Consider the following 20,370-nt stretch of genomic DNA (forward strand, 5'->3'; position numbering starts at 1 on the left):
GCATCTCCAACCTCACGAAACACGTTGTCGCTGGGCGCATTTGCCTCTCAGGCCCCGCTGGCCCCGTGAGCCTCAGCAGTCCAGTGTCCAGCTATCAGCGACTCCGTCGCTGATAGCTGGACAACCCGAAATTCGTGAAATATGAGGCTGACGAGACCTCAGAGACACGTGTAATCAATCCGCATGTGACCGGCGGTGCATGTGGTGCTCAGGAGGCGGTTGTCGCTCGATTGTCGCGGATAGGCGGGCAGGTCGGACATCCTTTTTCCGCGCCGCCGTGCCGACGTGCAGCCGCCGAGACATCAACCCGCCGGCGCGATGTCGACCGGGATACCGTTGAGCACCGCGGTGCCCGAGAGCGGGTCCAGATGCGTGCCGTCGTTGAGCTGGTTGACATTCACCCCGGGTCGGGAGCTCGCCAGCGACTGCCCGGTGCCGCCGCGGTCGTGGCCCCAGCCGTGCGGAAGTGACACCACACCGCGCCGCATGCCGTCGGTCACCTCGACCGGGGCCAGCAGCTCACCGCCGGGCCCCTTGACGACGGCGATGTCGGTGAGTCCCAACTCAGCCGCGTCGTCGGGGTGAATCTGCAGGGTGCAGGTGTTCAAGCCGCCCGCAAGCGCAGGCACGTTGTGCATCCAGCTGTTGTTGGACCGCAGGTGGCGCCGGCCGATCAGCAGGAACCCGCCCGCCGTGCGGCCGAGCGCGTCACGCAGCCGTGCGACGTCGGCGGCGATCGGCTCCGGCGCGAGTTCGATCCGTCCACTAGGGGTCCGGAGGATCTCGGGGATGCGCGGGCGCAGCGGCCCCAGATCGATGCCGTGCGGGCTGGCCTTGAGTCGCGCCATGGTGAGTCCGTCCGGCTTGGCACCGAACGCGTCGCCGTAGGGCCCGATCCGCAGCATCATGTCCAGCCGTCGTTCATAGCCGGGCCCGTCGTACAGCATCGCGGTGAGCTCGTCGACATTGCGCCCTGCCACCGGTGAATCGGGGTTGGCGACCTCCTTGGCCAGCGTCGTGGCGATCACCTGGGCGTCGACCAGCGCGGGATCGCCGTCGTACCCGACGCCGTAGAGGATGAGCGCGAGCCGGGACAAGATCTCCGGTTCGCCGGGCCGCCCGTCCAGGGGCAGCGCCGGCGGGGTGTACCGCACGTTGTTGCGGACGGCGAGGTTGTTCAGCGCGACGTCGAAGTGGGCGCTGCGCGATGGCGGGGGCGGTGGCAGGATGACGTCGGCGTGCCGGGTGGTCTCGTTGAGGTACGGGTCGACGCTCAACATGAATTCGACACTGTCCAAAGCCTTGTCGAGCCGGTCGCCGTCGGGTGCGGACAGAACCGGGTTGCCGGCGATGGTGATCATCGCCTTGATCTGCCCCACGCCGGCAGTGTCGATCTCTTCGGCCAGCGCGGCGGCGGGGAGCTCGGACAGCGCCTCGAGGTATCCGGAGACCCGGCTGGTCCACCGCCCGGTCTTGAACCCGCGGCCCGGTTTCGGCGGGCGCGGTGCGGGTGCGGCGGCGCCGAGCGGGAACATCGCCCCGCCGGGCCGGTCGAGATTGCCGGTGAGGACGTTGATCACGTCGACGAGCCAACTGCTGATGGTGCCGAACTCGACCGTCGAGGTACCGATCCGGCCGTAGACCGCGGCGGTCGGGGCGGCCGCGAGTTCGCGGGTCAACTCGCGGATCTCCTCGGCGGGCACCCCACAGGCCTGTTCCACGGCCTCGGGCGAGAACTCGTCGGCCAGGGCGCGGAGCTCCTCGAGGCCGGTGACGTGCTCGGCAAGCCGGCCGAGATCGACGAGATCCTCGTCGAACAGCGCGTGCACGATCGCGAACAGCAGCGCTGCATCGGTGCCGGGCCGTGGGGCGAGATGCCGGTCGGCGAGCTTGGCCGTCTGGGTGCGGGCCGGGTCGATGACGACGAGCTTGCCGCCGCGCTTGCGCAGGGCGCGCAGCTTGCCGGGAAAATCGGCGGCCGTGGCCAGGCTGCCGTTGGATACCAAGGGATTCGCGCCGATGATCACCAGGTAATCGGTGCGGTCGAGGTCGGGCACGGTGAACGCGACCGGGCTGCCGAACATCAGACCGAGTGCGACGTGCTTGGGCATCTGGTCGAGCGTGCTGGCGCTGAACGCCTGCCGGGTGCCCAGGCCCTTGATGATCAGCGGCGCATACAGGCTGCCGGCGATGGTGTGGGCGTTGGGGTTGCCGAGGTACACCCCGACCGATGCGCCGCCGTTCTCAGCGATCACCGCGCCGAGCCGCTCGGCGACCACCGCGTAGGCCTCGTCCCAGGTGGCCTCGGTCAGCACCCCGTCGCGCCGGACCAACGGCTGCGTCAGCCGGTCGGGATCGTTGTCGAGTTCGCCGAAGCTGGCCCCTTTGGGGCAGATGAATCCCGCACTGAACACGTCGTCGCGGTCCCCGCGGGCGCCGGTCACCCGGCCGTCAGAGGTCGTGAGCGTCAGGCCACAGGTGGCCTCGCAGAAGGGGCAGATCCGCAGGGCTGTGCTCATGCCCCGAATTCTGCGCCGGTCAGGGCGTTTTGGTAAGCCTCCGGGTTACGGCGTTTCGTACACCTTTGGCTCGAGAGTGCCGATATAGGGAAGGTCGCGGTAGCGCTCGGCGAAGTCCAGGCCGTACCCGACGACGAATTCGTTGGGGATGTCGAAGCCCACGTAGGCGACGTCGAGTTCGGTCTTGACGGCCTCGGGTTTGCGCAGCAGCGTGCACACCCGAAGCGAGCGCGGATGGCGGGTGGCCAGGTTGCGCAGCAACCAGGACAGCGTCAGCCCCGAGTCGATAATGTCCTCGACGATCAGCACGTCGCGGTCATTGATGTCGCGGTCGAGATCTTTGAGGATCCGGACGACGCCGGAGGACGAGGTCGACGAGCCGTAGGAGCTGACCGCCATGAACTCCAGCTGGGTCGGCAGCGGGATGGTCCGGGCCAGGTCGGTGACGAACATGACCGCGCCCTTGAGCACGGTGACCAACAGCAGGTCGTCGTTGCCCAGGTTGTCGCGATACTCCTCGGCGATCGCCTCGGCGAGTTCGACGGTGCGGGCCCGGATCTGCTCCTCGGACAACAGCACCGATTTGATGTCTCCCGCATAGAGCTCGGCAGAGTCGACAGCCACTCCGACAGCGTGCCACGTGAAGGGGGCGGTTGACCAACGCGGGCGCTAGACGGGTTCGGTGTGCAACCTCAGGGCGCCGCCGCGGCGCGCCGCGAACAATCGCTGTTTGCGCAGCCCCGACCCGACGGCCACTCCGCCCTGCCCGCGCCATGCGGTCACCAGCCGGTCCACCCCGCGGATCTGGATGTCGGTCAGATCACAGGCGCCACCGTCGAGCAACCACGCTCGGATCACCCGGCGCCGCAGCGCGTCGGGCAGCTCGCTCAGCCGGCCGACGTCCAAACCTTCGGCGTCCAACCCGTCGGCGCTCAGCGCCACCGCCAGCGCCTCGCGAGCCAACCCGTCGAGCGTCTCGGTGTCCTCGCGTAACGCGGTGGCGGTCCGGGCCAGTGCCTCGGCCACTCCCCCGCCGAGCACGTCCTCGAGTAAGGGCAGGACCTCGTGCCGCAACCGTGACCGGGTGAACCGGCGCTCGGCATTGTGCGGATCCTGCCACGGCACCAGCCCCAGCTCATCGCACGCGGCGTGGGTGAGCGCGCGTCGCACCCCCAGCAACGGCCGGTGCCAGGGTGGGTCGTGCGGACGCATACCGGCGATCGAGCGGGGACCCGACCCGCGGCCCAAGCCCAGCAGCACCGTCTCGGCCTGGTCGTCGAGGGTGTGGCCGAGCAGCACCGGCGCACCGTCGCGCGCTGCTTCCAGCGCCGCGTAACGAGCCCGGCGCGCGGCCGCCTCCGGTCCACCATCACGTCCGATGTCAACCGGAATCACTTGCGCACCAACACAACCCAATTCCAGCGCCTGATGCCGGGCAGTGTCGGCCACGGTATCCGAATTCGCCTGCAAACGATGATCGACGATCAACGCGGTGGTGGGCCGCAATTGGGCCGCCACGGCCGTCAGCGCCAGGGAGTCCGGGCCCCCGGACAGCGCCACGCACCAGCGGGAGCCGTCGATCTTCGCGTCTGCAGCCTTCACCGCGTGCCGCAGCGCGGCTACAGCACCCGGTCGATCCATCGTTGCGGCTCGTCGATCTCGTCGGGTTGCGGCAAGGTCTCCGGACCCGACCACACGGTGTTGAACCGGGCCATGCCCACCGCAGACACCACGTGGTCGACGAATGCCTTGCCGCGGGTGTACTGACTCATCTTGGCGTCGAACCCGAGCAGCGCCCGGACCAGTCGCTGCACGGGCGGCTGCTTGCGTTGCCGGCGTTCGTCGAAGCGGCGCCGAATGGTCGACACGGTGGGCACCACCGCAGGCCCGACGGCATCCATCACGTGGTCGGCGTGGCCCTCGAGCAGGGTGCCCAACACCAACAGCTGATCCAGCGCGCGACGTTGCGGCTCGGCCTGCACGGCACGCATCAGACCGAGCACGCCGGATGAGCGCGGGTCCGCGTTTGCGCCGCCGCGTTGGTTGCGGACGAACTCCGCGAGCCGGCCGAGCACGTTCGAGACGTCGTCGCCCGCGTCCTGGGTGAGCACCGCCAGTGACTGCGACATGTGGTCGGTCAGCCACGGGTTGGCCCGGAACTGCACCCGGTGGGTGACCTCGTGCAGGCACACCCAGAGCCGGAAATCTGTTGGGACAACCCGCAATTGACGTTCGACGGCGATGACGTTGGGGTAGACCAGCAGTAGCTCGCCGCCGTCGGCGGCAAACGGATCGTATTGGCCGAGGATGCCGGTGGAGATGAACGCCAGCACCGCACCGGTCTGCGCCCCGGTCACCCGACCGGTGACGACACCCGGCTTGTCACCTTCGGTCGCACCCGTCATCACCCGCATGGAGCGGGTCGCCGCCCGAATCCACTCGGGACGGTCGAGGATGCGCGCCTCGGGCACCTCGGCGCCCTCGATCAGCCCGGTGACCTCACGCACCGGCAACTCGGCTGCCTTGGAACTTTCCGAGAGCTGCTCGATCACCTGGTCGCGGGTGTAATCGGAGCAGGCCGGAGCCGCCTTGGCCAACTTGGCCCCGACCGTCGCGGCGAAATCCCAGTCGACCGCGCGGCCCGCCGTCATCGTGGCGCGCTCGCTCATGTGCCGCACCCGCAGGAGCGGAGCACCGCGGCCAACGCATCGATCGCCGTGCGCCCGGTCGGCCCGGCATTGTTGGAGATCAAGGCGAAGGTGAGCACCCGGCCGCTGTCGTCGGTGACGATGCCGGCCAACGCGTTGGTCCCGGTCAGTGAGCCGGTCTTGGCGCGCAGCCAACCCGCGGCGTCCCGCCCGGCGGCGGTGTCGAGGTAGCGGTTGGACAGCGTGCCGCTTCCGCCGGCGATCGGCAGCAGGTCCACCAGTGGCCGCACCGCCGGCTCGGTGTTGCCCGCCGCGACGCTGACCACCTCGTCGAGAATCCGCGCCGTCAACCGGTCATCGACCGACAGTCCGCTGGAATCCACCAACTTCACCGCCGACGTGTCGATACCGATGCCCTCGAGTTCGTTCAGCACCGCGTCGACGCCCCCGGCGAAGCTCTGCGGCCGGTGCTGCACCGCCGCCACCTCGCGGGCGATGGACTCGGCCATCACGTTGTCGGATTCGTTCATCATCTGGCGCAACCGCTCGATCAGCGGCGCCGATTGCACCGAGGCGATCTGCCGGCCACCCGAAACCGAGCTGGGCAGCACGGTCACCGCCGACGGGTCCACCCGCAGGGCCACCGCCAGCGCCCGGCCCGCATCCAGTGCCGGTGTGGTGGACCGTCTGGACTCGACCGTCGTCGGCTGGGTGCGTCCGCCGTCGAGCATCACCGGTTCCATCGGCGCGATGTCGCCACCGTCGATGTCGGCGGGGTCCCAGCCCGGCGCCATCGCCGGACCGCTGTACTCGCTGGTGTCCACGCGGACCGCGGTGACGGTGACCCCGCTGCTGCGGACCTGCTCGGCCAGGTCGCTGATCCGGGCGGCACCCTTGTACCAGGTGTCGATGCCCTCCGGCGCCGCTGAGAGCGTGGTGTCCCCGCCACCCTTCAGCACCACCAGACCGGGCTGCGAGTCGACGGCCAGGACCGTGGTGGTCAGCCGGGCATCGCGGTCCAGCGCCAGCAGTGCGGCGGCCGTGGTGAGCACCTTGTTGACCGAGGCCGGCTGCATCGGCACCCCGGAGTTCTGTTCCCACAGTTCGGCACCGGTCTCGGCGTCGGTGATCCGGCCGGTCAGCGCGCCGAGATCGGGGTTGGCCAGGGCCGGTGCCAGCGCGGCGGCCAGCCCATCGGCGGTCGGAATCGGCGCTGACATGTCCACCGGAATGACGCCCGGGCTGGCGGTCACGAGCGCGGGCGCGGGCTTGGCGGCCTCGGCACTGCTGGACTGGTGGCCGGTGAGCACTGCGGCGACCGCGACGACGGCCGCAACCAACACCAGGACCACGACGCCAACCGCCACATGGGTGGACTGCCGCCACCGAGTGGGCCGCATATTTCTCCTGCTCTGCCGGTGGTGGGAACGAGCCACCCGTTTAGGCCAGACTATCGCTCGATTAGGGTTGACCCGCGTCGTCGCCCGACGACCCAAGCCTGACCGCAGATGCGAAGGAGCCGCGACGGTGAAGTTCGACGTCGTCATCGAGATCCCGAAGGGTTCACGCAACAAGTACGAGGTTGACCACGAGACCGGCCGGGTCAAGCTCGACCGCTACCTGTACACCTCGTTCGGCTACCCGACCGATTACGGGTTCTTCGAGGACACTCTCGGCGAGGACGGCGATCCGCTGGATGCGCTGGTGCTGCTGCCCGAGTCGGTGTTCCCCGGTTGCACCGTCGAGGCCCGCCCGGTCGCGATGTTCAAGATGACCGACGAGGCCGGCGGCGACGACAAGCTGCTGTGCGTGCCGGCCGGTGACCCGCGCTGGGATCACATCCAGGATCTCGCCGACGTGCCGCAGTTCGAGCTCGACGCCATCAAGCACTTCTTCGTGCACTACAAGGACCTCGAGCCGGGCAAGTTCGTCAAGACGGCCGACTGGGTGGGCCGCGAAGAGGCCGAGGCCGAATTGCAGCGTTCGGTCGAGCGCTTCAAGAACTCCGGGCACTGAGCCCGGCTGAACCAGCCTGATTTAGCCCGGTTGTAACACCGGGTAACTCCCCTGTGCTCTGGGGCTTTCATGCTTGACCAGGTGTTGATGCATCAGGGCGTGGGACTTGAGGCGTACAACGCATTGCCGGTGCGGCGTGCGGTGCACGCCGTCTACGAGTGCTGCTACAGCGTCGTGCTGGCGACCGATCTGGCCGGCGGTCGACCCTATGCCGACCACGACGCACTGTTGCGGCGGGCCGATGCGCTGCTCTTCAGCTTGGGCGAGGCCTCCATCGACCGCGTGTTGCAGGCATATCCGCATATCGCCGAGCTGGAACCAAACATGGCATCGGTGGTCCGTCACGAGCTGGTCCGCATCAACCGCGCGCGGCTGGAGCGCATGCTCGGACCTGAGGGCGGCTTCGACAACTGGTGAGTCGGCAGGCTTACGGTGGCTACATCCCGACCGAGGAGTATGTGTGCCTGCACCCGATCACGCCCACCGCGTCTTACAGGTGGGCCCGCTCAAACCGTCACTCGCCGAGACCCTGCGCACGGGCTATGACGCACTGGTCCTGCCCGACGGGCCCGAGCGCGCAACCTTCCTCCAACAGCACGGCGCGGCAGTCCTGGCGGTGGTGACGTCGGGACGTACCGGGGTGGATGCACGGCTGATGTCCGCACTGCCGAACCTGGGCGTGGTGGTGAACTTCGGCGTCGGATACGACACGACGGACATCGAGGCTGCCGCCGCACGCCACGTCATGGTCAGCAACACCCCCGATGTCCTGAGCGATTGCGTGGCCGACACGGCCGTGGGTTTGTTGATCGACACGATGCGACAGTTCCCGGCCGCCGAACGGTATCTACGGGCCGGGCATTGGGCAGCGGTCGGTAATTATCCGCTGACCCACAAGGTTTCGGGCTCGCGCGTGGGCATCATCGGGCTGGGTCGGATCGGCCAGGCGATCGCCACCCGGTTGGTCGCCTTCGGCTGCCCGATCAGTTATCACAACCGGCGTGTGGTCACCGACTCCCCTTATCCCTATGTTTCGTCCGCCGTCGAGTTGGCGCGCCAGGTCGACGTCCTGATCATCGCCGCGGCGGGCGGCAGCGGGACACGCCACCTCGTCGACCGGAAGGTGCTCGACGCGCTGGGACCCGACGGCTACCTGATCAACATCGCCCGCGGCAGCATCGTCGACGAACAGGCGCTCGTCGAGGCACTGACCGACGGCCGGCTGGCCGGCGCCGGGCTCGACGTGTTCACCGACGAACCCCACGTGCCCGAGGCGCTGCTGGGCCTGGACAACGTGGTGTTGCTGCCCCACGTCGGGAGCGGGACGGTGGAGACCCGGGCCGCCATGGAGGCACTGACCCTGGCCAACCTGGACAAGTTCCTCGAATCCGGAGAACTGGTGACGCCGGTGCCGTTGCCCGCGGCATCACGTACCTAGGCTTCACGTACCTGGTCGTGCCGAGTCATGCGCGCCGACGCCGGAGGTCCGGACCAGCACCGACAGCACCACGGCGGCCAGCAGCAGCGCCGGAACGTCGCCCAACAGGTGGCCCATGTGGTGGCCGCTGCCGAAGGACTGCACGGCCATGATGGCCGCATGCACGACGCTCGATGCGACCGTGAACCAGATCAGGCTGAGGTTGGCCGCAAGCCGTCGCGCCGCGTTCCAGAGAAACAGCCCGAGCGTCACGTACAACCCGACGATCATCATGAAGTAGTCGGACTCGTACGGTGCGCCGTGATGCCAGGCCCACCCGGCCGGCCACACCACGGCCAGCGGATAGAGCAGGATCATCACCGCGCCGAACACGACGAGCGCGATCTGGAGAAGCCGGTAGCTGCGTGAAGGTGCCATGGCCCCGCCTCCTAGGAGTGGAACCTCCAGCATCGCACTGCCGACCGTCACCACGTGGGCTGATGGAGCAGGTGGAGCGCGGTCCGTCGGTGATTCGTCTGGGCCCACAGTGGCAGAAGGGCGACACCCCGCTAGTATTTGTCGACGTCTCCAGAGGCGCACGGATCACGTCGGAGGTGACGATGAATAGCCAACCGGACCCGGCAAGCTGCTCGGTGGAAGAGAGCCGCGTCGGAGAGGTGAGTGTGGTGGCAGTGGCCGGCACGGTCGACATGCTCACCGCACCCAAACTCGAAGAGGCGATCGGTGCTGCCGCCAAGAGCTCGCCGTCGGCCGTGGTTGTCGATTTGAGTGCCGTGGAATTCCTGGCATCGGCCGGGATGGGAGTGTTGGTTGCCGCACGGGAAGAACTGGGCGACGCTGTGCGGTTCGCCGTCGTCGCCGACGGCCCGGCCACCAGCCGCCCGCTCAAATTGGTCGGAATCGCCGAAGTCGTAGATCTTTTCGCGACGCTCGACGAGGCTTTGGCCGCATTGAAGACATAAGACCGGCGAAAACGGGGTAGCCAGCAGGTCGACATGACAGACGCAGGCCAGACAGCACACTTCACGAAAAACGTCACCGCCGCAGCAGAAACCGCGGCGCTGATACGCCGTGAGTTCTCCAGCTGGCTGAGCACGCACCTCGATCTCGACCCGACCAAGGCCAGCGACGTCGTGCTGGCCGTGAACGAGGCCCTGGCCAACGCCGCGGAGTTCGCCTACGTCAACGCCCCGGCGCCCGGTGCGATGCACGTCGAGGCCGACTATGACGAGGACACAGCTGTACTGACGGTCACCGTCGCCGATGAGGGTCAGTGGCGGATCGCCGAGACCGACCACAAGAACCCGGCGCGGGGCCGCGGCATCCCGCTGATGCGCGCGCTCACCGACCGGGCTGTGATCGACTCGAACCACTCAGGCACCAAGGTGCGCCTGCAGTGGGATCACATCCGTCAGAACTGCGGAAGCCGCACCACCTGAACGAAGAACTCGTCGATCTGGCGGACCGCACTCATGAACTGGTCCAGGTCGACAGGCTTGGTGACGTAGGCATTCGCGTGCAGCTTGTAGCTACGCAGGATGTCCTCTTCGGCCGATGACGTGGTGAGCACCACGATCGGGATGTGGCACAGGTCGGCGTCGGACTTGATCTTCTCCAACAGCTGGCGGCCGTCGTATTTGGGCAGGTTGAGATCCAGCAGGATCAGGTCCGGCCGCGGCGCATCTTCGAAAGCACCCCGCCGATACAGGAAGTCGAGCCCTTCCTCACCGTCGCGCGCCACATGCAGGTTGTTCTTGATCTTGTTGTGTTCGAACGCTTCCCGGGTGATCAGTTCGTCACCCGGGTCATCCTCGACCAACAGGATGTCGATGGCGCGGCTTTCCGATGAGGTCATTCAGGGCTTCCTTCCAGCTGGGGTTGCAGAACAGCGTTGGGCACCGTCGTCGGTGTGACGGGCAGGGTGAACATGAACCGGGTGCCGCCGGTGTAGGACGTGTCGATCCAGATCGACCCGCCGTGGTGCTCGACGATCTTCTTACACAGCGCGAGTCCGATGCCGGTGCCGGTGAAGGCATCTCGACCGTGCAGACGCTGAAAAATCACGAAAACCTTGTCCACGAACTCGTCGGCGATGCCGATCCCGTTGTCCGAGACACTGAGTACCCACTGATCGGCGAATTCACCGGTACCTTCGGCGCATTCGATGACGATCCGCGGCGTCGCACCGTCGCGGCGGAACTTCACCGCGTTGCCGATCAGGTTCTGCCACAGCATCGCCATCAGCGTGGGGTCGCCGTCGATCTCGGGTAGCGGCTCGGCGGGTCGCTCGATTTGCGCGCCGGACTCCTCGATCCCGGCGGTCAGGTTGTTCAGCGCCACGTCGAGCGCGTCGTTGAGGTTCACCTCGGTGTGTGTGGCGTTGAGCCGGCCCACCCGGGAGAACGTCAGCAGGTCGTTGATGAGGACCTGCATGCGCTTGGCACCGTCGACGGCGAATCCGATGTACTCGGCGCCCCGCTCGTCGAGTTTGTCGCCGTAGCGTTTCTCCAGCAGCTGGCAGAACGAGGCGACCTTGCGCAGCGGCTCCTGCAGATCGTGCGACGCCACGTAGGCGAACTGCTCCAGTTCGGCGTTGGAGCGGCGCAATTCGTCGGCTTGCTGATCCAGGGCCTCCTGCGCCGACCGCGAGGCCTCGAGTTCCTCGACCACCCGCTGCCGCATGTCCTCGACGTCGGCGGCGATGGCACGAATATCTTTGGGGCCCTTCACCGCAATGCGCTCGGAGAAGTGGCCCTCGGTGATCCTGCGGCACGAGGCGGCCAACGCGGCCAGCGGCCCGGTGACCGCGCTGTGCACCAGGATGGTCATCAGGATCGCCACGGCGAAGAAGGCCACGATCATGGCGATCACGACCTTGTCCCGCCATTGCCGGACATGGCTCATCTCATCGACACTGGCTTGCCTGGCCTTGCCCAGGTTGTCGTTCTGAATGTCGAACAACCCACGCAGCCGGTCGAATTCCGCCTTCCCGCGATCTGCGGTACTGGCGTCCACGATCGCGGGGTCGCCCACTCTGACACTGGCGATCAGCGGCTCGGCATAGGTGGACCGCCAGGCCGCAGCGGCCTTTTCGATCACATCCAGATCGGTCAACAGATGATCGTGGCCGGCCAGGTAGCCCCGCATCTCGGCGGCGGCCTCGGATTCGGCCCGCTGTCCATCGCCGTACGGGTCGAGGAATCGGGGGTCGGCGGCGATGGCGTAGCCCCGCACGGCCGTCTCCTGATCCCGCAGCGCCGCCTGCAGCTGGTAGGCGGCCACCCGGGCGGGCTGGATGTTGTCGATCAGTTCACGGGACACCGCATCAGTGCGGCTCACCAGGCTGATCCCGGCGATCGCGCCGGCCAGCACGATCACGCACATCGCGAACACGAGTAGGTTCTGCCAACCTTGCACCGTCAGTCTCATCGCAGTGAGCGTTCCACTCTGATCATCGCGATGTCGTCACTGAGGCCCCCGTACGGACGGGCGCGGGATTCGACTTCGGCGATCAGCGCACCGACGAACTCACGACCGGGCCGGGCCGCCTGTGTTCTCGCCAGCTCGAGAAGGCCCTGTTCACCGAGACGGCGGCCGCCGGGCCCGGCATGACCCTCGAACAATCCGTCGGTGAGCAACACCAGGCCGTGTCCTTTCGGCAGTTCCAATCGGTCGACCGGCCACTCGCTGGCACCCAGGCCCAGCGCGGAACCGGCCGTGGGCTCGATCCATTCCACCGTGCCCGGTGCGTGTACCAACAGACCGGGATGGCCGGCGCGGACGACGTCATACTGCCCGGTCTCGGGATCCAGCGCCACGCTGAGCAGCGTGGCGAAGATTCCGGGTCCGGGGCGTTCGGTGGTCAGAACTCGGTCCAGTTGCCGCATCCGCGCGTTACCCCGAAGCCCGGCGAATGTCAGTGCCCGCCAACCGATGCGCAGCGCCACCCCGAGTGCGGCCTCGTCGGGTCCGTGGCCCGCCACGTCGCCCATCATCACGTGGACGGTCCCGTCGGACGTCTGCACGATGTCGTAGAAATCCCCGCCCAACAAGGCATCTCGCCGGCTCGGCAGGGATTGGGTGACGACCTCGACACCCGGATCCTCCAAGAGCAACGCCGAGGGCAGCAGACCCCGCTCAAGCCGGGCGTTTTCGCGCTCACGCAGCTGGCTGGCGTGCAGGTCCACCGCCGTGAGCTCGGCGCGTTTGCGTTCGATCGAATACACCACGGCCCGGCGCAGCATCTCCGGATCGACCCGGCCCTTGACGAGGTAGTCCTGTGCGCCCGAGGCGACCGCCGAGACACCGAAGTGCTCGTCGTTCAAACCGGTGAGCACGATGATCGGAACCGTGGGGTCGAGCCGGCCCAGCCGGTGCAGGGCGTCAATGCCCTCGGCGTCAGGCAGATTCAGGTCCAGCAGTACGCAGTCCGGGCGGGACTCGACGATCGCCTGCTCGGCAGATGCCATGGACTGCACCCACATCAGGTCGATGTCGGCGGTGTCGGCGACATCGGCGATCTGTTCTTCGACCAACAATGCGTCGCCGCGGTCGTCCTCGACCAACAACAACGACAAGCGGCGCCCGCCTGCTCGCGGGCCGAAGCCGGCGAGGGTCGCAGAAGGGTACGGCTGTTCCGCGCGCATGGGATCACGTCCTTACTCACTGAGGCCACCCCGGTCGCGCTGACCTCTGCTTTAGTGACGACGTGATTGAGAATACCTATGCGCAGACGTCAATTCTCAATCCGCCCATCCAAGATCACGACGCGCGGGCCGCAGAGCGCAGGCGCAGGCGTCGCAACACGTCGCCGCCGAGCCCCCGCGGATCGGGATCCGGGCCGGTCGGGATCAGTGTGACGCCGTCGGCCACGCCGGCCGCCTCGATGTCGGCGATCAACCCGGTCAACCCGTCAATCGTCCCGACGTACCGCACACCGGGCGCTGAACCGTCGTCCGAACCCGCCACCGTGAGACTGCAGCGGGCCGAGCGGTAATCCGCGGCCACCGCGACGGACACGTCCAAGATCACCGAGACGGCGTCGTCCTCCGATTTGAGGCCGGACGAGAGCCGGCGCGCCTGGGCCAGATCGGGCGCCGAGATCCGTGTCGTGGGCCGGCCGCCGTCGGTCAGCTCGGTCCAGTCCCCTGCTTCCACCACAAATATCCGCACTCCGGCGACGCTAGGCCACCGCCGGGCGTCGGCCCATGGTTGTGCTCAGCGGAAGTTCAAAGGACTACCGGACGTCGCGCACCCGGGTCTTGTACAGGCTCGCGACAGTGGTGATCGCCAGCGTCACCACGATCACCCCGAGGCTGGCCAGGGTCGGGATCTCCGGCACGTGCACCGGCTCGCCGCCGTTGATGAACGGCAGCTCGTTCTCGTGCAGTGCGTGCAGCACGAGTTTGACGCCGATGAAGGCCAGGATGAACGCCAGCCCCTGCGACAGGTACACCAGGCGCTTGAGCAGGTCACCGAGCAGGAAGTACAGCTGCCGCAGACCCATGAGCGCGAACACGTTGGCGGTGAACACCAGGTAGGGCTCCCGGGTCAGCCCGTAGATCGCCGGGATCGAGTCCAGCGCGAACAGCAGGTCGGTGGTGCCCAGCGCCACGATCACCAGGAACATCGGCGTCATTAATTTCGTGCCATTCGCGCCGCCTTCCTTGATCCACAGCTTCAGGCCGTCCCACTGGTCGGTGGTGCGCAGGTGCTTGCGGGCGAAACGCACCACGCCGTTGTCGCCGTCGTCGTCATGGTCGGTATCGCGGACCAGGTTGATCGCGGTGTACACCAGGAACGCGCCGAAGATGTAGAACACCCAGGAGAACTGGTTGATGGCGACCGCGCCCAGCGCGATGAAGATGCCGCGGAAGATCAACGCCAGGATGATGCCGACCAGCAGGGCCTGCTGCTGGTAGATCCGCGGCACCTTGAAGCTGGCCATGATGATCAAGAAGATGAACAGGTTGTCCACCGAGAGTGAATATTCGGTGAGCCAGCCGGCGAAGAACTCGAGCCCGAACTGGTTGCCGTGGAACACCCACACCCAGATGCCGAACGCCACCGCCATGCCGATGTAGATCGACAGATAGGTGGCGGTCTCGCGGGTGGTGGGTTCGTGTGGGCGTCGCCCGATCACCACGACGTCGAACAGCAGAACTGCGATCGTCACGGCGAGGGTGATGATCCATTCCAGCTGTGTTACCTGCATCGAGAATCCTCCGGTCGTCAAAGCGCCGGAGGTCTCTTCCACCGGAAACACGCACCGGCCCGCGACACCGATCGATCAATTGACGACCGACGTGATGACGACATCGCAGCGAAGGAATACTCCCCTCCGCCGACCAGTCTGCCTGACATCACCGGCCAACCGAAATCGGACCGGCACGCCGCCCCGACCCGCGGCCGGGTAATGGGCCGACCCGCCGGCGGCTTAGTAGGTTTGTACCCGTGACAGCAGCCGCCGGTGACTACGAGATTCCGCCGCAGTACGCGCTATCCCCACTGGCCCCCGCGCCCCGCACGCTCATCGACATCCTGCACGAGACCGCTGCCCGTTTTCCGGACGCACCGGCTCTCGACGACGGCACCGTCCAGCTCACCTACTCGGAGCTGATCGCCGACATCAACGACAGCGTGGCCTGGCTGGCCGCCCGCGGGATCGGCCGGGGTGACCGGATCGGGGTCCGGATGCCGTCGGGCAGTTACGCGCTCTACGTGGCCATCCTGTCGGTGCTGGCCTGCGGCGCTGCCTACGTCCCGGTGGACGCCGACGATCCCGACGAGCGCGCCGCGTTGGTGTTCGGCGAGGCCAACGTGGTCGGGGTGATCACCGAAGCCGGCCTGACCCGCGGGCCGGGCTCCTCGCGCGGGTGGCGCGCCGCCGCGCCGCTGGGACGCGACGACGCCTGGATCATCTTCACGTCCGGATCGACGGGCACCCCGAAAGGCGTTGCCGTCACCCATCGCAGCGCGGCCGCATTCGTCGACGCCGAGGCGCAGTTGTTCTTGCCGGACAACCCGATTGGTCCGGGCGACCGGGTCCTGGCCGGTCTGTCGGTGGCGTTCGACGCGTCGTGCGAGGAGATGTGGCTGGCCTGGCGGCACGGCGCCTGCCTGGTACCGGCGCCACGGTCGTTGGTGCGCAGCGGGATGGACCTGGGCCCGTGGCTGGTCAGCCGGGACATCACCGTGGTCTCCACAGTCCCGACGCTGGCCGCCCTGTGGCCCGCCGAGGCACTGGAAGCGGTGCGGCTGTTGATCTTCGGCGGCGAGGCCTGTCCACCTGAACTGGCGGCTCGGCTCGCATCCGGGGAAGACGGTGCCGGCCGCGAGGTGTGGAACACCTACGGCCCCACCGAGGCCACCGTGGTGGCCTGCGCCGCGAAGCTGGACGGACAGGGTCCGGTCAGCATCGGCCTGCCGCTGGCGGGATGGGATCTGGCCGTGGTGAACGCCGAGGGCCTTCCGGTCGGACTAGGTGAGGTGGGCGAACTGGTGATCGGCGGGGTGGGTCTGGCCCGCTACCTCGATCCCGACAAGGACGCCGAGAAGTACGCGGCTATGCCGACGCTGGGCTGGAGCCGCGCCTACCGCAGCGGCGACCTGGTGCGTCTGGAGGCCGACGGCCTCTACTTCCAGGGCCGCGCCGACGACCAGGTCAAGGTCGGTGGCCGCCGCATCGAGCTGGGTGAGGTGGACACCGCCCTGGTCAACCTGCCCGGGGTGAGTGGCGGCGCGGCCGCGGTGCGCAAGACCGCCAGCGGCACCCCGCTACTGGTCGGCTACATCGCGAGTACGGACCCGTCCTTCGATCTGGCCGCGGCCCGCGCGGCGCTGTCGGAGTCACTGCCCGCCGCCCTGGTGCCGCGGCTCGTGCTGCTCGACGAGCTGCCGACCCGCACCTCCGGCAAGGTCGACCGCAATGCATTGCCATGGCCGCCGCCGGGCGACGACGAACCCGACGGCACCGAACTCACCGGCACGACGGGTTGGCTGGCCGGGTTGTGGCGGGATGTCCTCGGCACGCCGGTCGACGGGCCGGAGGCCGATTTCATCGCCCTGGGCGGCGGCTCGCTGGCCGCGGCACAGCTGGTGGCCGCGCTGCGCCAACGCTATCCACTGGTGACCGTCGCCGATCTCTACGACCACCCGCGACTGGGTTCCCTGGCCGGCTACCTCGACGAGCTCAAACCGCCGCCGCAGATCACTTCCCGGCGGGTCAAACCGACCCCGGTGCTGACCCAGGCCGCGCAGGTCGCGTTGTCACTGCCGCTGGCCACCCTCACCGGCATGCAATGGGTGGTCTGGCTGGCGTTGCTGAACAACATCGCCGCCGTGACGGGCCTGGTGTCATGGGCTCATCCGCTCAGCTGGTGGTGGGTGCTGGCCGGGTTCGTACTGTTCGTCACGCCGCTGGGCCGGATGGGCATCGCGGTGTTGTTCGCCCGGATGCTGCTGGGTGGCCTTGAGCCCGGCACGTACCGACGCGGTGGCGCGGTGCACCTTCGGGTGTGGATCGCCGAACGACTGGCCGAGGCCAGCGGTGCGGAGAACCTGGCCGGCGCACCGTGGATGGTCTACTACGCCCGCGCCCTGGGCAACAGCGTGGGCAAGGGCGTCGACATGCACTCTGCACCGCCGGTGACCGGCATGCTCAAGATCGGCCATCGCGCCTCCGTCGAACCCGAGGTGGACCTGAGCGGGCACTGGATCGACGGCGACGTGTTCCACGTCGGGCCGGTGTCGATCGGCAACGACGCCACGATCGGCGCCCGCACCACGCTGCTTCCGGGAGCGACCGTCGGCAAGAACGCCGATGTCGCGCCGGGCTCGGCGGTGGTGGGCAAGGTCAAGAACGGCCAGTTCTGGAAGGGCTCACCGGCCGTGAAATCCGGTAAGGCCCGCCACCCCTGGCCGGATCACCGGCCGCCTCGTGCGCCGTTGTGGGTCGGGGTGTACGGGGTGTCCTCGATGTTGCTGGCCGGTCTGCCGCTGGCCGCGTTGGCCGCGGGCCTGGCGGTGGTCGTCTGGGGCGTGCACGACACCGCCTCACCGAGCGACGCGCTGCTGCCCGCACTGGCCTGGACCCCGGCCGCCGCGCTGGTCGCGATGTTGGTCTACGCGGTGCTCACTGTGATCGGGGTACGAATCCTGTCGGTCAAGCTGTCCGAGGGTTATCACCCGGTGCGCAGCCGCGTGGGCTGGCAGTTGTGGATGACCGAACGCCTGATGGACGCGGCCCGCCATTACCTGTTTCCGATCTACGCCAGCCTGTTCACCCCGTGGTGGTTGCGGCTGCTCGGCGCGAAAGTCGGTCGGGACACCGAGATCTCGACGGCGCTGTTCACGCCGAAGTTCACCGAGGTGCAGGACGGGGCTTTCCTGGCCGACGACACCATGGTGGCGTCCTATGAGCTGGGCGGCGGGTGGATTCACGTCGCCAAGGCCACCATCGGCAAGCGCGCCTTCCTCGGCAACTCGGGCATCACCCAACCCGGCCGCAAGGTGCCCGACGACGGCCTGGTGGCGGTGCTCTCGGCCACCCCGCACAAGGCGAAGGCCGGCTCGTCCTGGTTGGGTAGCCCGCCGGTTCGGTTGCGCCGCAACGCCACCGCCGCCGATGCGCTGCGCACTTTCCATCCGTCACTGCGGCTGAAGGTCATGCGCTCGGCGGTCGAGACCTGCCGGCTGATCCCGGTGATCATCACCTTTGCCATCGGTGTCGCCGTGCTGGGCGTGTTGCAGGCCGTGACGCTCCAGTTCGGTTTCCTGTGGGCGGCGCTGACCGGCGGCCTGGTGCTGTTGGTTGCCGGGGCCGTGGCCGGCATCATCGCGGTGATCGCGAAATGGTTGGTCCTCGGCCGGATTCGCGCGGTCGAGCGTCCGCTGTGGTCGTCCTTCGTCTGGCGCAACGAGGTGTCGGACACGTTCGTCGAAACCGTCGCCGCGCCCTGGTTCGCCCGGGCGGCCAGCGGCACACCGGTGATGAACCTGTGGCTGCGTGGCCTGGGCGCCTCGATCGGCCGCGGCGTGTGGTGTGAAACCTACTGGCTGCCGGAAGCCGATCTGGTGACACTCGAGGCCGGCGCCACCGTCAACCGCGGCTGCGTGGTGCAGACCCATCTGTTCCACGACCGCATCATGCGGCTGGACAGCGTGGTGCTCGAAGAGGGTGCGACGTTGGGACCCCACTGCGTGGCGCTGCCCGCGGCCCGGCTAGGCGCCGGGTCCACCGTCGGGCCGGGCTCGCTGGTCATGCGTGGCGACGAGGTGCCGCCGTCCACCCGCTGGCAAGGCAACCCGATCGCCCCGTGGAACATGTTTGGCAAGAAACGCACCGCAAAAACGGCCGAGGCCAAGCGGACGGAAAACCCCGCCGCGTGACCCGATCGAAGAAAGCTGCCAAGAAGGTGACGTCCACGCCCGTGATCGACCCGTATCTGCCGCGCAACGGCAATTTCGGGTACCGGGTGTCGCGCTACGAGCTCGAGCTCGAGTACAAGGTGGCGATCAACCGGCTGGCCGGGTCGGCGACCATCACGGCGGTCACCCTGGCCGCGCTGCGCACCTTCACCCTGGACCTGTCCGATGCGCTGTCGGTGTCCCGGGTTTCGGTGAACGGCCGTCGGCCCGCCCAGTACCGGGCCAGCGGCGGCAAGCTGTCGATCACGCTGGGATCGGCGTTGCCGGCCGGGGCCGCGATGACCGTCGTCGTCCGCTACAACGGAAACCCGCGCCCCATCGAAACCTATTGGGGTGACGTCGGTTTCGAGGAACTGTCGAACGGGGCCCTGGTGGCCGGTCAGCCCAACGGGGCCGCCTCCTGGTTCCCCTGCGACGACCACCCCAGCTCGAAGGCCAGCTACCGCATCCAGATCAGCACCGACAGCCCGTATTACGCGCTGGCCAATGGCGAGTTGCTCTCCCGCAAAGCCCGCGCCGGGCACACGGTGTGGACCTACGAGCAACCCGAACCGACATCGAGCTATCTGATGACGCTGCAGATCGGCATGTACGAGAACCAGCGGCTGACCAAATCACCGGTGCCGATGCATGCGGTCCTGCCGCCCCGGCTGCGCCGCAACTTCGAGCACGATTTCGAACGCCAGCCGCAGATGATGAAGTTGTTCATCAAGCTGTTCGGCCCGTACCCGGTGGCCAGCGGTTACACCGTGGTGGTGACCGACGACGATCTGGAGATTCCGCTGGAGGCGCAGGGCATCTCGATCTTCGGGGCCAATCATTGCGATGGGCATCGCGGCGCCGAGCGGTTGATCGCCCACGAACTGGCCCACCAGTGGTTCGGCAATTCGGTGACCGCGCGGCGCTGGCGGGACATCTGGCTGCACGAGGGCTTCGCCTGCTACGCGGAGTGGCTGTGGTCCGAACACAGCGGGGGCCGCAGCGCGGCACAATGGGCCCAGCACTATCACGCGCGGCTGCAGGACCAACCGCAGGATCTGCTGCTGTCCGATCCGGGGCCCGAGGACATGTTCGACGACCGGGTGTACAAACGTGGCGCGCTGACCCTGCATGTGCTGCGCACCCGCATCGGCGACGCGAAATTCTTTGCACTGCTACAAGATTGGACCACCCGCTACCGGCACAGCACCGCCTTCACCGACGATTTCACCGGGCTGGCCGCCGGCTACACCGACGAGCCCTTGCAGCCACTGTGGCAGGCCTGGCTGTATTCGAAAGAGCTGCCGGCGCTGTGACCGACGGCGGCGGGACCCCCGGTTTC

General features: G+C 67.8%; 18 protein-coding genes. 7 read left to right on the plus strand and 11 right to left on the minus strand.

Features of this window, described 5'->3' with window-relative positions; genetic code table 11:
- Positions 1-302: 302 nt before the first annotated feature.
- Genes A5733_RS19845 through dacB form a run of 5 tightly spaced genes read right to left on the minus strand, consistent with a single transcriptional unit; the run spans position 303 to position 6,567 of the window.
- Entirely contained in the window at positions 303-2,519 is a 2,217-nt protein-coding gene (locus A5733_RS19845) for a molybdopterin oxidoreductase family protein (protein WP_076241367.1), read from the minus strand.
- Between the two features lie 45 nt (positions 2,520-2,564).
- A complete protein-coding gene (hpt, locus tag A5733_RS19850; protein WP_076241368.1) occupies positions 2,565-3,143 on the minus strand; it encodes a hypoxanthine phosphoribosyltransferase in 579 nt (192 codons plus the stop codon).
- A 45-nt stretch (positions 3,144-3,188) separates the two neighbouring features.
- Positions 3,189-4,160 (minus strand): tRNA lysidine(34) synthetase TilS, encoded by a 972-nt coding sequence (gene tilS / locus A5733_RS19855; RefSeq protein WP_076241369.1) that lies wholly within the window; start codon positions 4,158-4,160, stop codon positions 3,189-3,191.
- Positions 4,139-5,188, minus strand: coding sequence for a zinc-dependent metalloprotease (locus tag A5733_RS19860; protein WP_076241389.1), 1,050 nt, complete (start codon positions 5,186-5,188; stop codon positions 4,139-4,141). The genes tilS and A5733_RS19860 overlap by 22 nt, the downstream gene beginning before the upstream one ends.
- Positions 5,185-6,567, minus strand: coding sequence for a D-alanyl-D-alanine carboxypeptidase/D-alanyl-D-alanine-endopeptidase (gene dacB, locus A5733_RS19865; protein ID WP_076241370.1), 1,383 nt, complete (start codon positions 6,565-6,567; stop codon positions 5,185-5,187). Before dacB ends, A5733_RS19860 begins: the two co-directional genes overlap by 4 nt.
- A gap of 127 nt (positions 6,568-6,694) precedes the next feature.
- On the opposite strand from dacB, the gene A5733_RS19870 reads away from it, so the two are divergent.
- From A5733_RS19870 to A5733_RS19880, 3 genes are all read left to right on the plus strand, one after another.
- Complete coding sequence (locus tag A5733_RS19870) at positions 6,695-7,183, plus strand: inorganic diphosphatase (protein ID WP_067766388.1); 489 nt, start codon at positions 6,695-6,697, stop codon at positions 7,181-7,183.
- Between the two features lie 81 nt (positions 7,184-7,264).
- Complete coding sequence (locus tag A5733_RS19875) at positions 7,265-7,600, plus strand: 2-oxo-4-hydroxy-4-carboxy-5-ureidoimidazoline decarboxylase (RefSeq protein ID WP_076241390.1); 336 nt, start codon at positions 7,265-7,267, stop codon at positions 7,598-7,600.
- Between the two features lie 43 nt (positions 7,601-7,643).
- The gene (locus A5733_RS19880) at positions 7,644-8,621 is read left to right on the plus strand and encodes a 2-hydroxyacid dehydrogenase (RefSeq protein ID WP_076241371.1); all 978 of its coding nucleotides are present in this window, start codon (positions 7,644-7,646) and stop codon (positions 8,619-8,621) included.
- A 3-nt stretch (positions 8,622-8,624) separates the two neighbouring features.
- Here the strand turns inward: A5733_RS19880 and A5733_RS19885 are convergent, their stop codons facing one another.
- Entirely contained in the window at positions 8,625-9,038 is a 414-nt protein-coding gene (locus tag A5733_RS19885; RefSeq protein WP_076241391.1) for a DUF6632 domain-containing protein, read from the minus strand.
- Positions 9,039-9,220: 182 nt separating this feature from the next.
- Between A5733_RS19885 and A5733_RS19890 the strand changes: the two genes are divergently transcribed.
- Both A5733_RS19890 and A5733_RS19895 read left to right on the plus strand, forming a co-directional pair.
- On the plus strand, positions 9,221-9,583 hold the full coding sequence (locus tag A5733_RS19890) for an STAS domain-containing protein (RefSeq protein WP_067766526.1): 363 nt from the start codon (positions 9,221-9,223) through the stop codon (positions 9,581-9,583).
- A gap of 33 nt (positions 9,584-9,616) precedes the next feature.
- Positions 9,617-10,060, plus strand: a complete 444-nt coding sequence (locus A5733_RS19895) for an ATP-binding protein (RefSeq protein ID WP_076241372.1) — start codon at positions 9,617-9,619, stop codon at positions 10,058-10,060.
- Here the strand turns inward: A5733_RS19895 and A5733_RS19900 are convergent.
- From A5733_RS19900 to A5733_RS19920, 5 genes are all read right to left on the minus strand, one after another.
- Positions 10,033-10,476: a response regulator gene (locus A5733_RS19900; protein ID WP_067766379.1), complete on the minus strand. Its 444-nt coding sequence runs from the start codon at positions 10,474-10,476 to the stop codon at positions 10,033-10,035. The two genes, A5733_RS19895 and A5733_RS19900, sit on opposite strands and share 28 nt — an antisense overlap.
- Positions 10,473-12,050 (minus strand): CHASE3 domain-containing protein, encoded by a 1,578-nt coding sequence (locus A5733_RS19905; protein WP_076241373.1) that lies wholly within the window; start codon positions 12,048-12,050, stop codon positions 10,473-10,475. The genes A5733_RS19900 and A5733_RS19905 overlap by 4 nt, the downstream gene beginning before the upstream one ends.
- Positions 12,047-13,267, minus strand: coding sequence for a PP2C family protein-serine/threonine phosphatase (locus A5733_RS19910; protein ID WP_067766374.1), 1,221 nt, complete (start codon positions 13,265-13,267; stop codon positions 12,047-12,049). Before A5733_RS19910 ends, A5733_RS19905 begins: the two co-directional genes overlap by 4 nt.
- Before the next feature lie 115 nt (positions 13,268-13,382).
- Complete coding sequence (locus tag A5733_RS19915) at positions 13,383-13,793, minus strand: hypothetical protein (protein ID WP_198938887.1); 411 nt, start codon at positions 13,791-13,793, stop codon at positions 13,383-13,385.
- A 64-nt stretch (positions 13,794-13,857) separates the two neighbouring features.
- Complete coding sequence (locus A5733_RS19920) at positions 13,858-14,835, minus strand: TerC family protein (protein WP_076241392.1); 978 nt, start codon at positions 14,833-14,835, stop codon at positions 13,858-13,860.
- Positions 14,836-15,074: 239 nt separating this feature from the next.
- Here A5733_RS19920 and A5733_RS19925 point away from each other — a divergent pair, with 239 nt between their 5' ends.
- Positions 15,075-19,010 (plus strand): Pls/PosA family non-ribosomal peptide synthetase, encoded by a 3,936-nt coding sequence (locus tag A5733_RS19925; protein WP_076241375.1) that lies wholly within the window; start codon positions 15,075-15,077, stop codon positions 19,008-19,010.
- Entirely contained in the window at positions 19,007-20,344 is a 1,338-nt protein-coding gene (locus tag A5733_RS19930) for a M1 family metallopeptidase (protein ID WP_076241376.1), read from the plus strand. Before A5733_RS19925 ends, A5733_RS19930 begins: the two co-directional genes overlap by 4 nt.
- Positions 20,345-20,370: the final 26 nt, after the last annotated feature.

The sequence above is a fragment of the Mycobacterium sp. NS-7484 genome, assembly GCF_001953975.1.
Lineage (GTDB): Bacteria > Actinomycetota > Actinomycetes > Mycobacteriales > Mycobacteriaceae > Mycobacterium.

Bases quoted from the DNA above. Each gene is read 5' to 3' on its own strand.
- A5733_RS19905 (WP_076241373.1), bottom strand. From the start codon at position 12,050: ATGAGACTGACGGTGCAAGGTTGGCAGAACCTACTCGTGTTCGCGATG.
- A5733_RS19860 (WP_076241389.1), bottom strand. From the start codon at position 5,188: ATGAGCGAGCGCGCCACGATGACGGCGGGCCGCGCGGTCGACTGGGAT.
- dacB (WP_076241370.1), bottom strand. From the start codon at position 6,567: ATGCGGCCCACTCGGTGGCGGCAGTCCACCCATGTGGCGGTTGGCGTC.
- A5733_RS19910 (WP_067766374.1), bottom strand. From the start codon at position 13,267: ATGCGCGCGGAACAGCCGTACCCTTCTGCGACCCTCGCCGGCTTCGGC.
- A5733_RS19845 (WP_076241367.1), bottom strand. From the start codon at position 2,519: ATGAGCACAGCCCTGCGGATCTGCCCCTTCTGCGAGGCCACCTGTGGC.
- A5733_RS19895 (WP_076241372.1), top strand. From the start codon at position 9,617: ATGACAGACGCAGGCCAGACAGCACACTTCACGAAAAACGTCACCGCC.
- A5733_RS19885 (WP_076241391.1), bottom strand. From the start codon at position 9,038: ATGGCACCTTCACGCAGCTACCGGCTTCTCCAGATCGCGCTCGTCGTG.
- A5733_RS19900 (WP_067766379.1), bottom strand. From the start codon at position 10,476: ATGACCTCATCGGAAAGCCGCGCCATCGACATCCTGTTGGTCGAGGAT.
- A5733_RS19920 (WP_076241392.1), bottom strand. From the start codon at position 14,835: ATGCAGGTAACACAGCTGGAATGGATCATCACCCTCGCCGTGACGATC.
- tilS (WP_076241369.1), bottom strand. From the start codon at position 4,160: ATGGATCGACCGGGTGCTGTAGCCGCGCTGCGGCACGCGGTGAAGGCT.
- A5733_RS19890 (WP_067766526.1), top strand. From the start codon at position 9,221: ATGAATAGCCAACCGGACCCGGCAAGCTGCTCGGTGGAAGAGAGCCGC.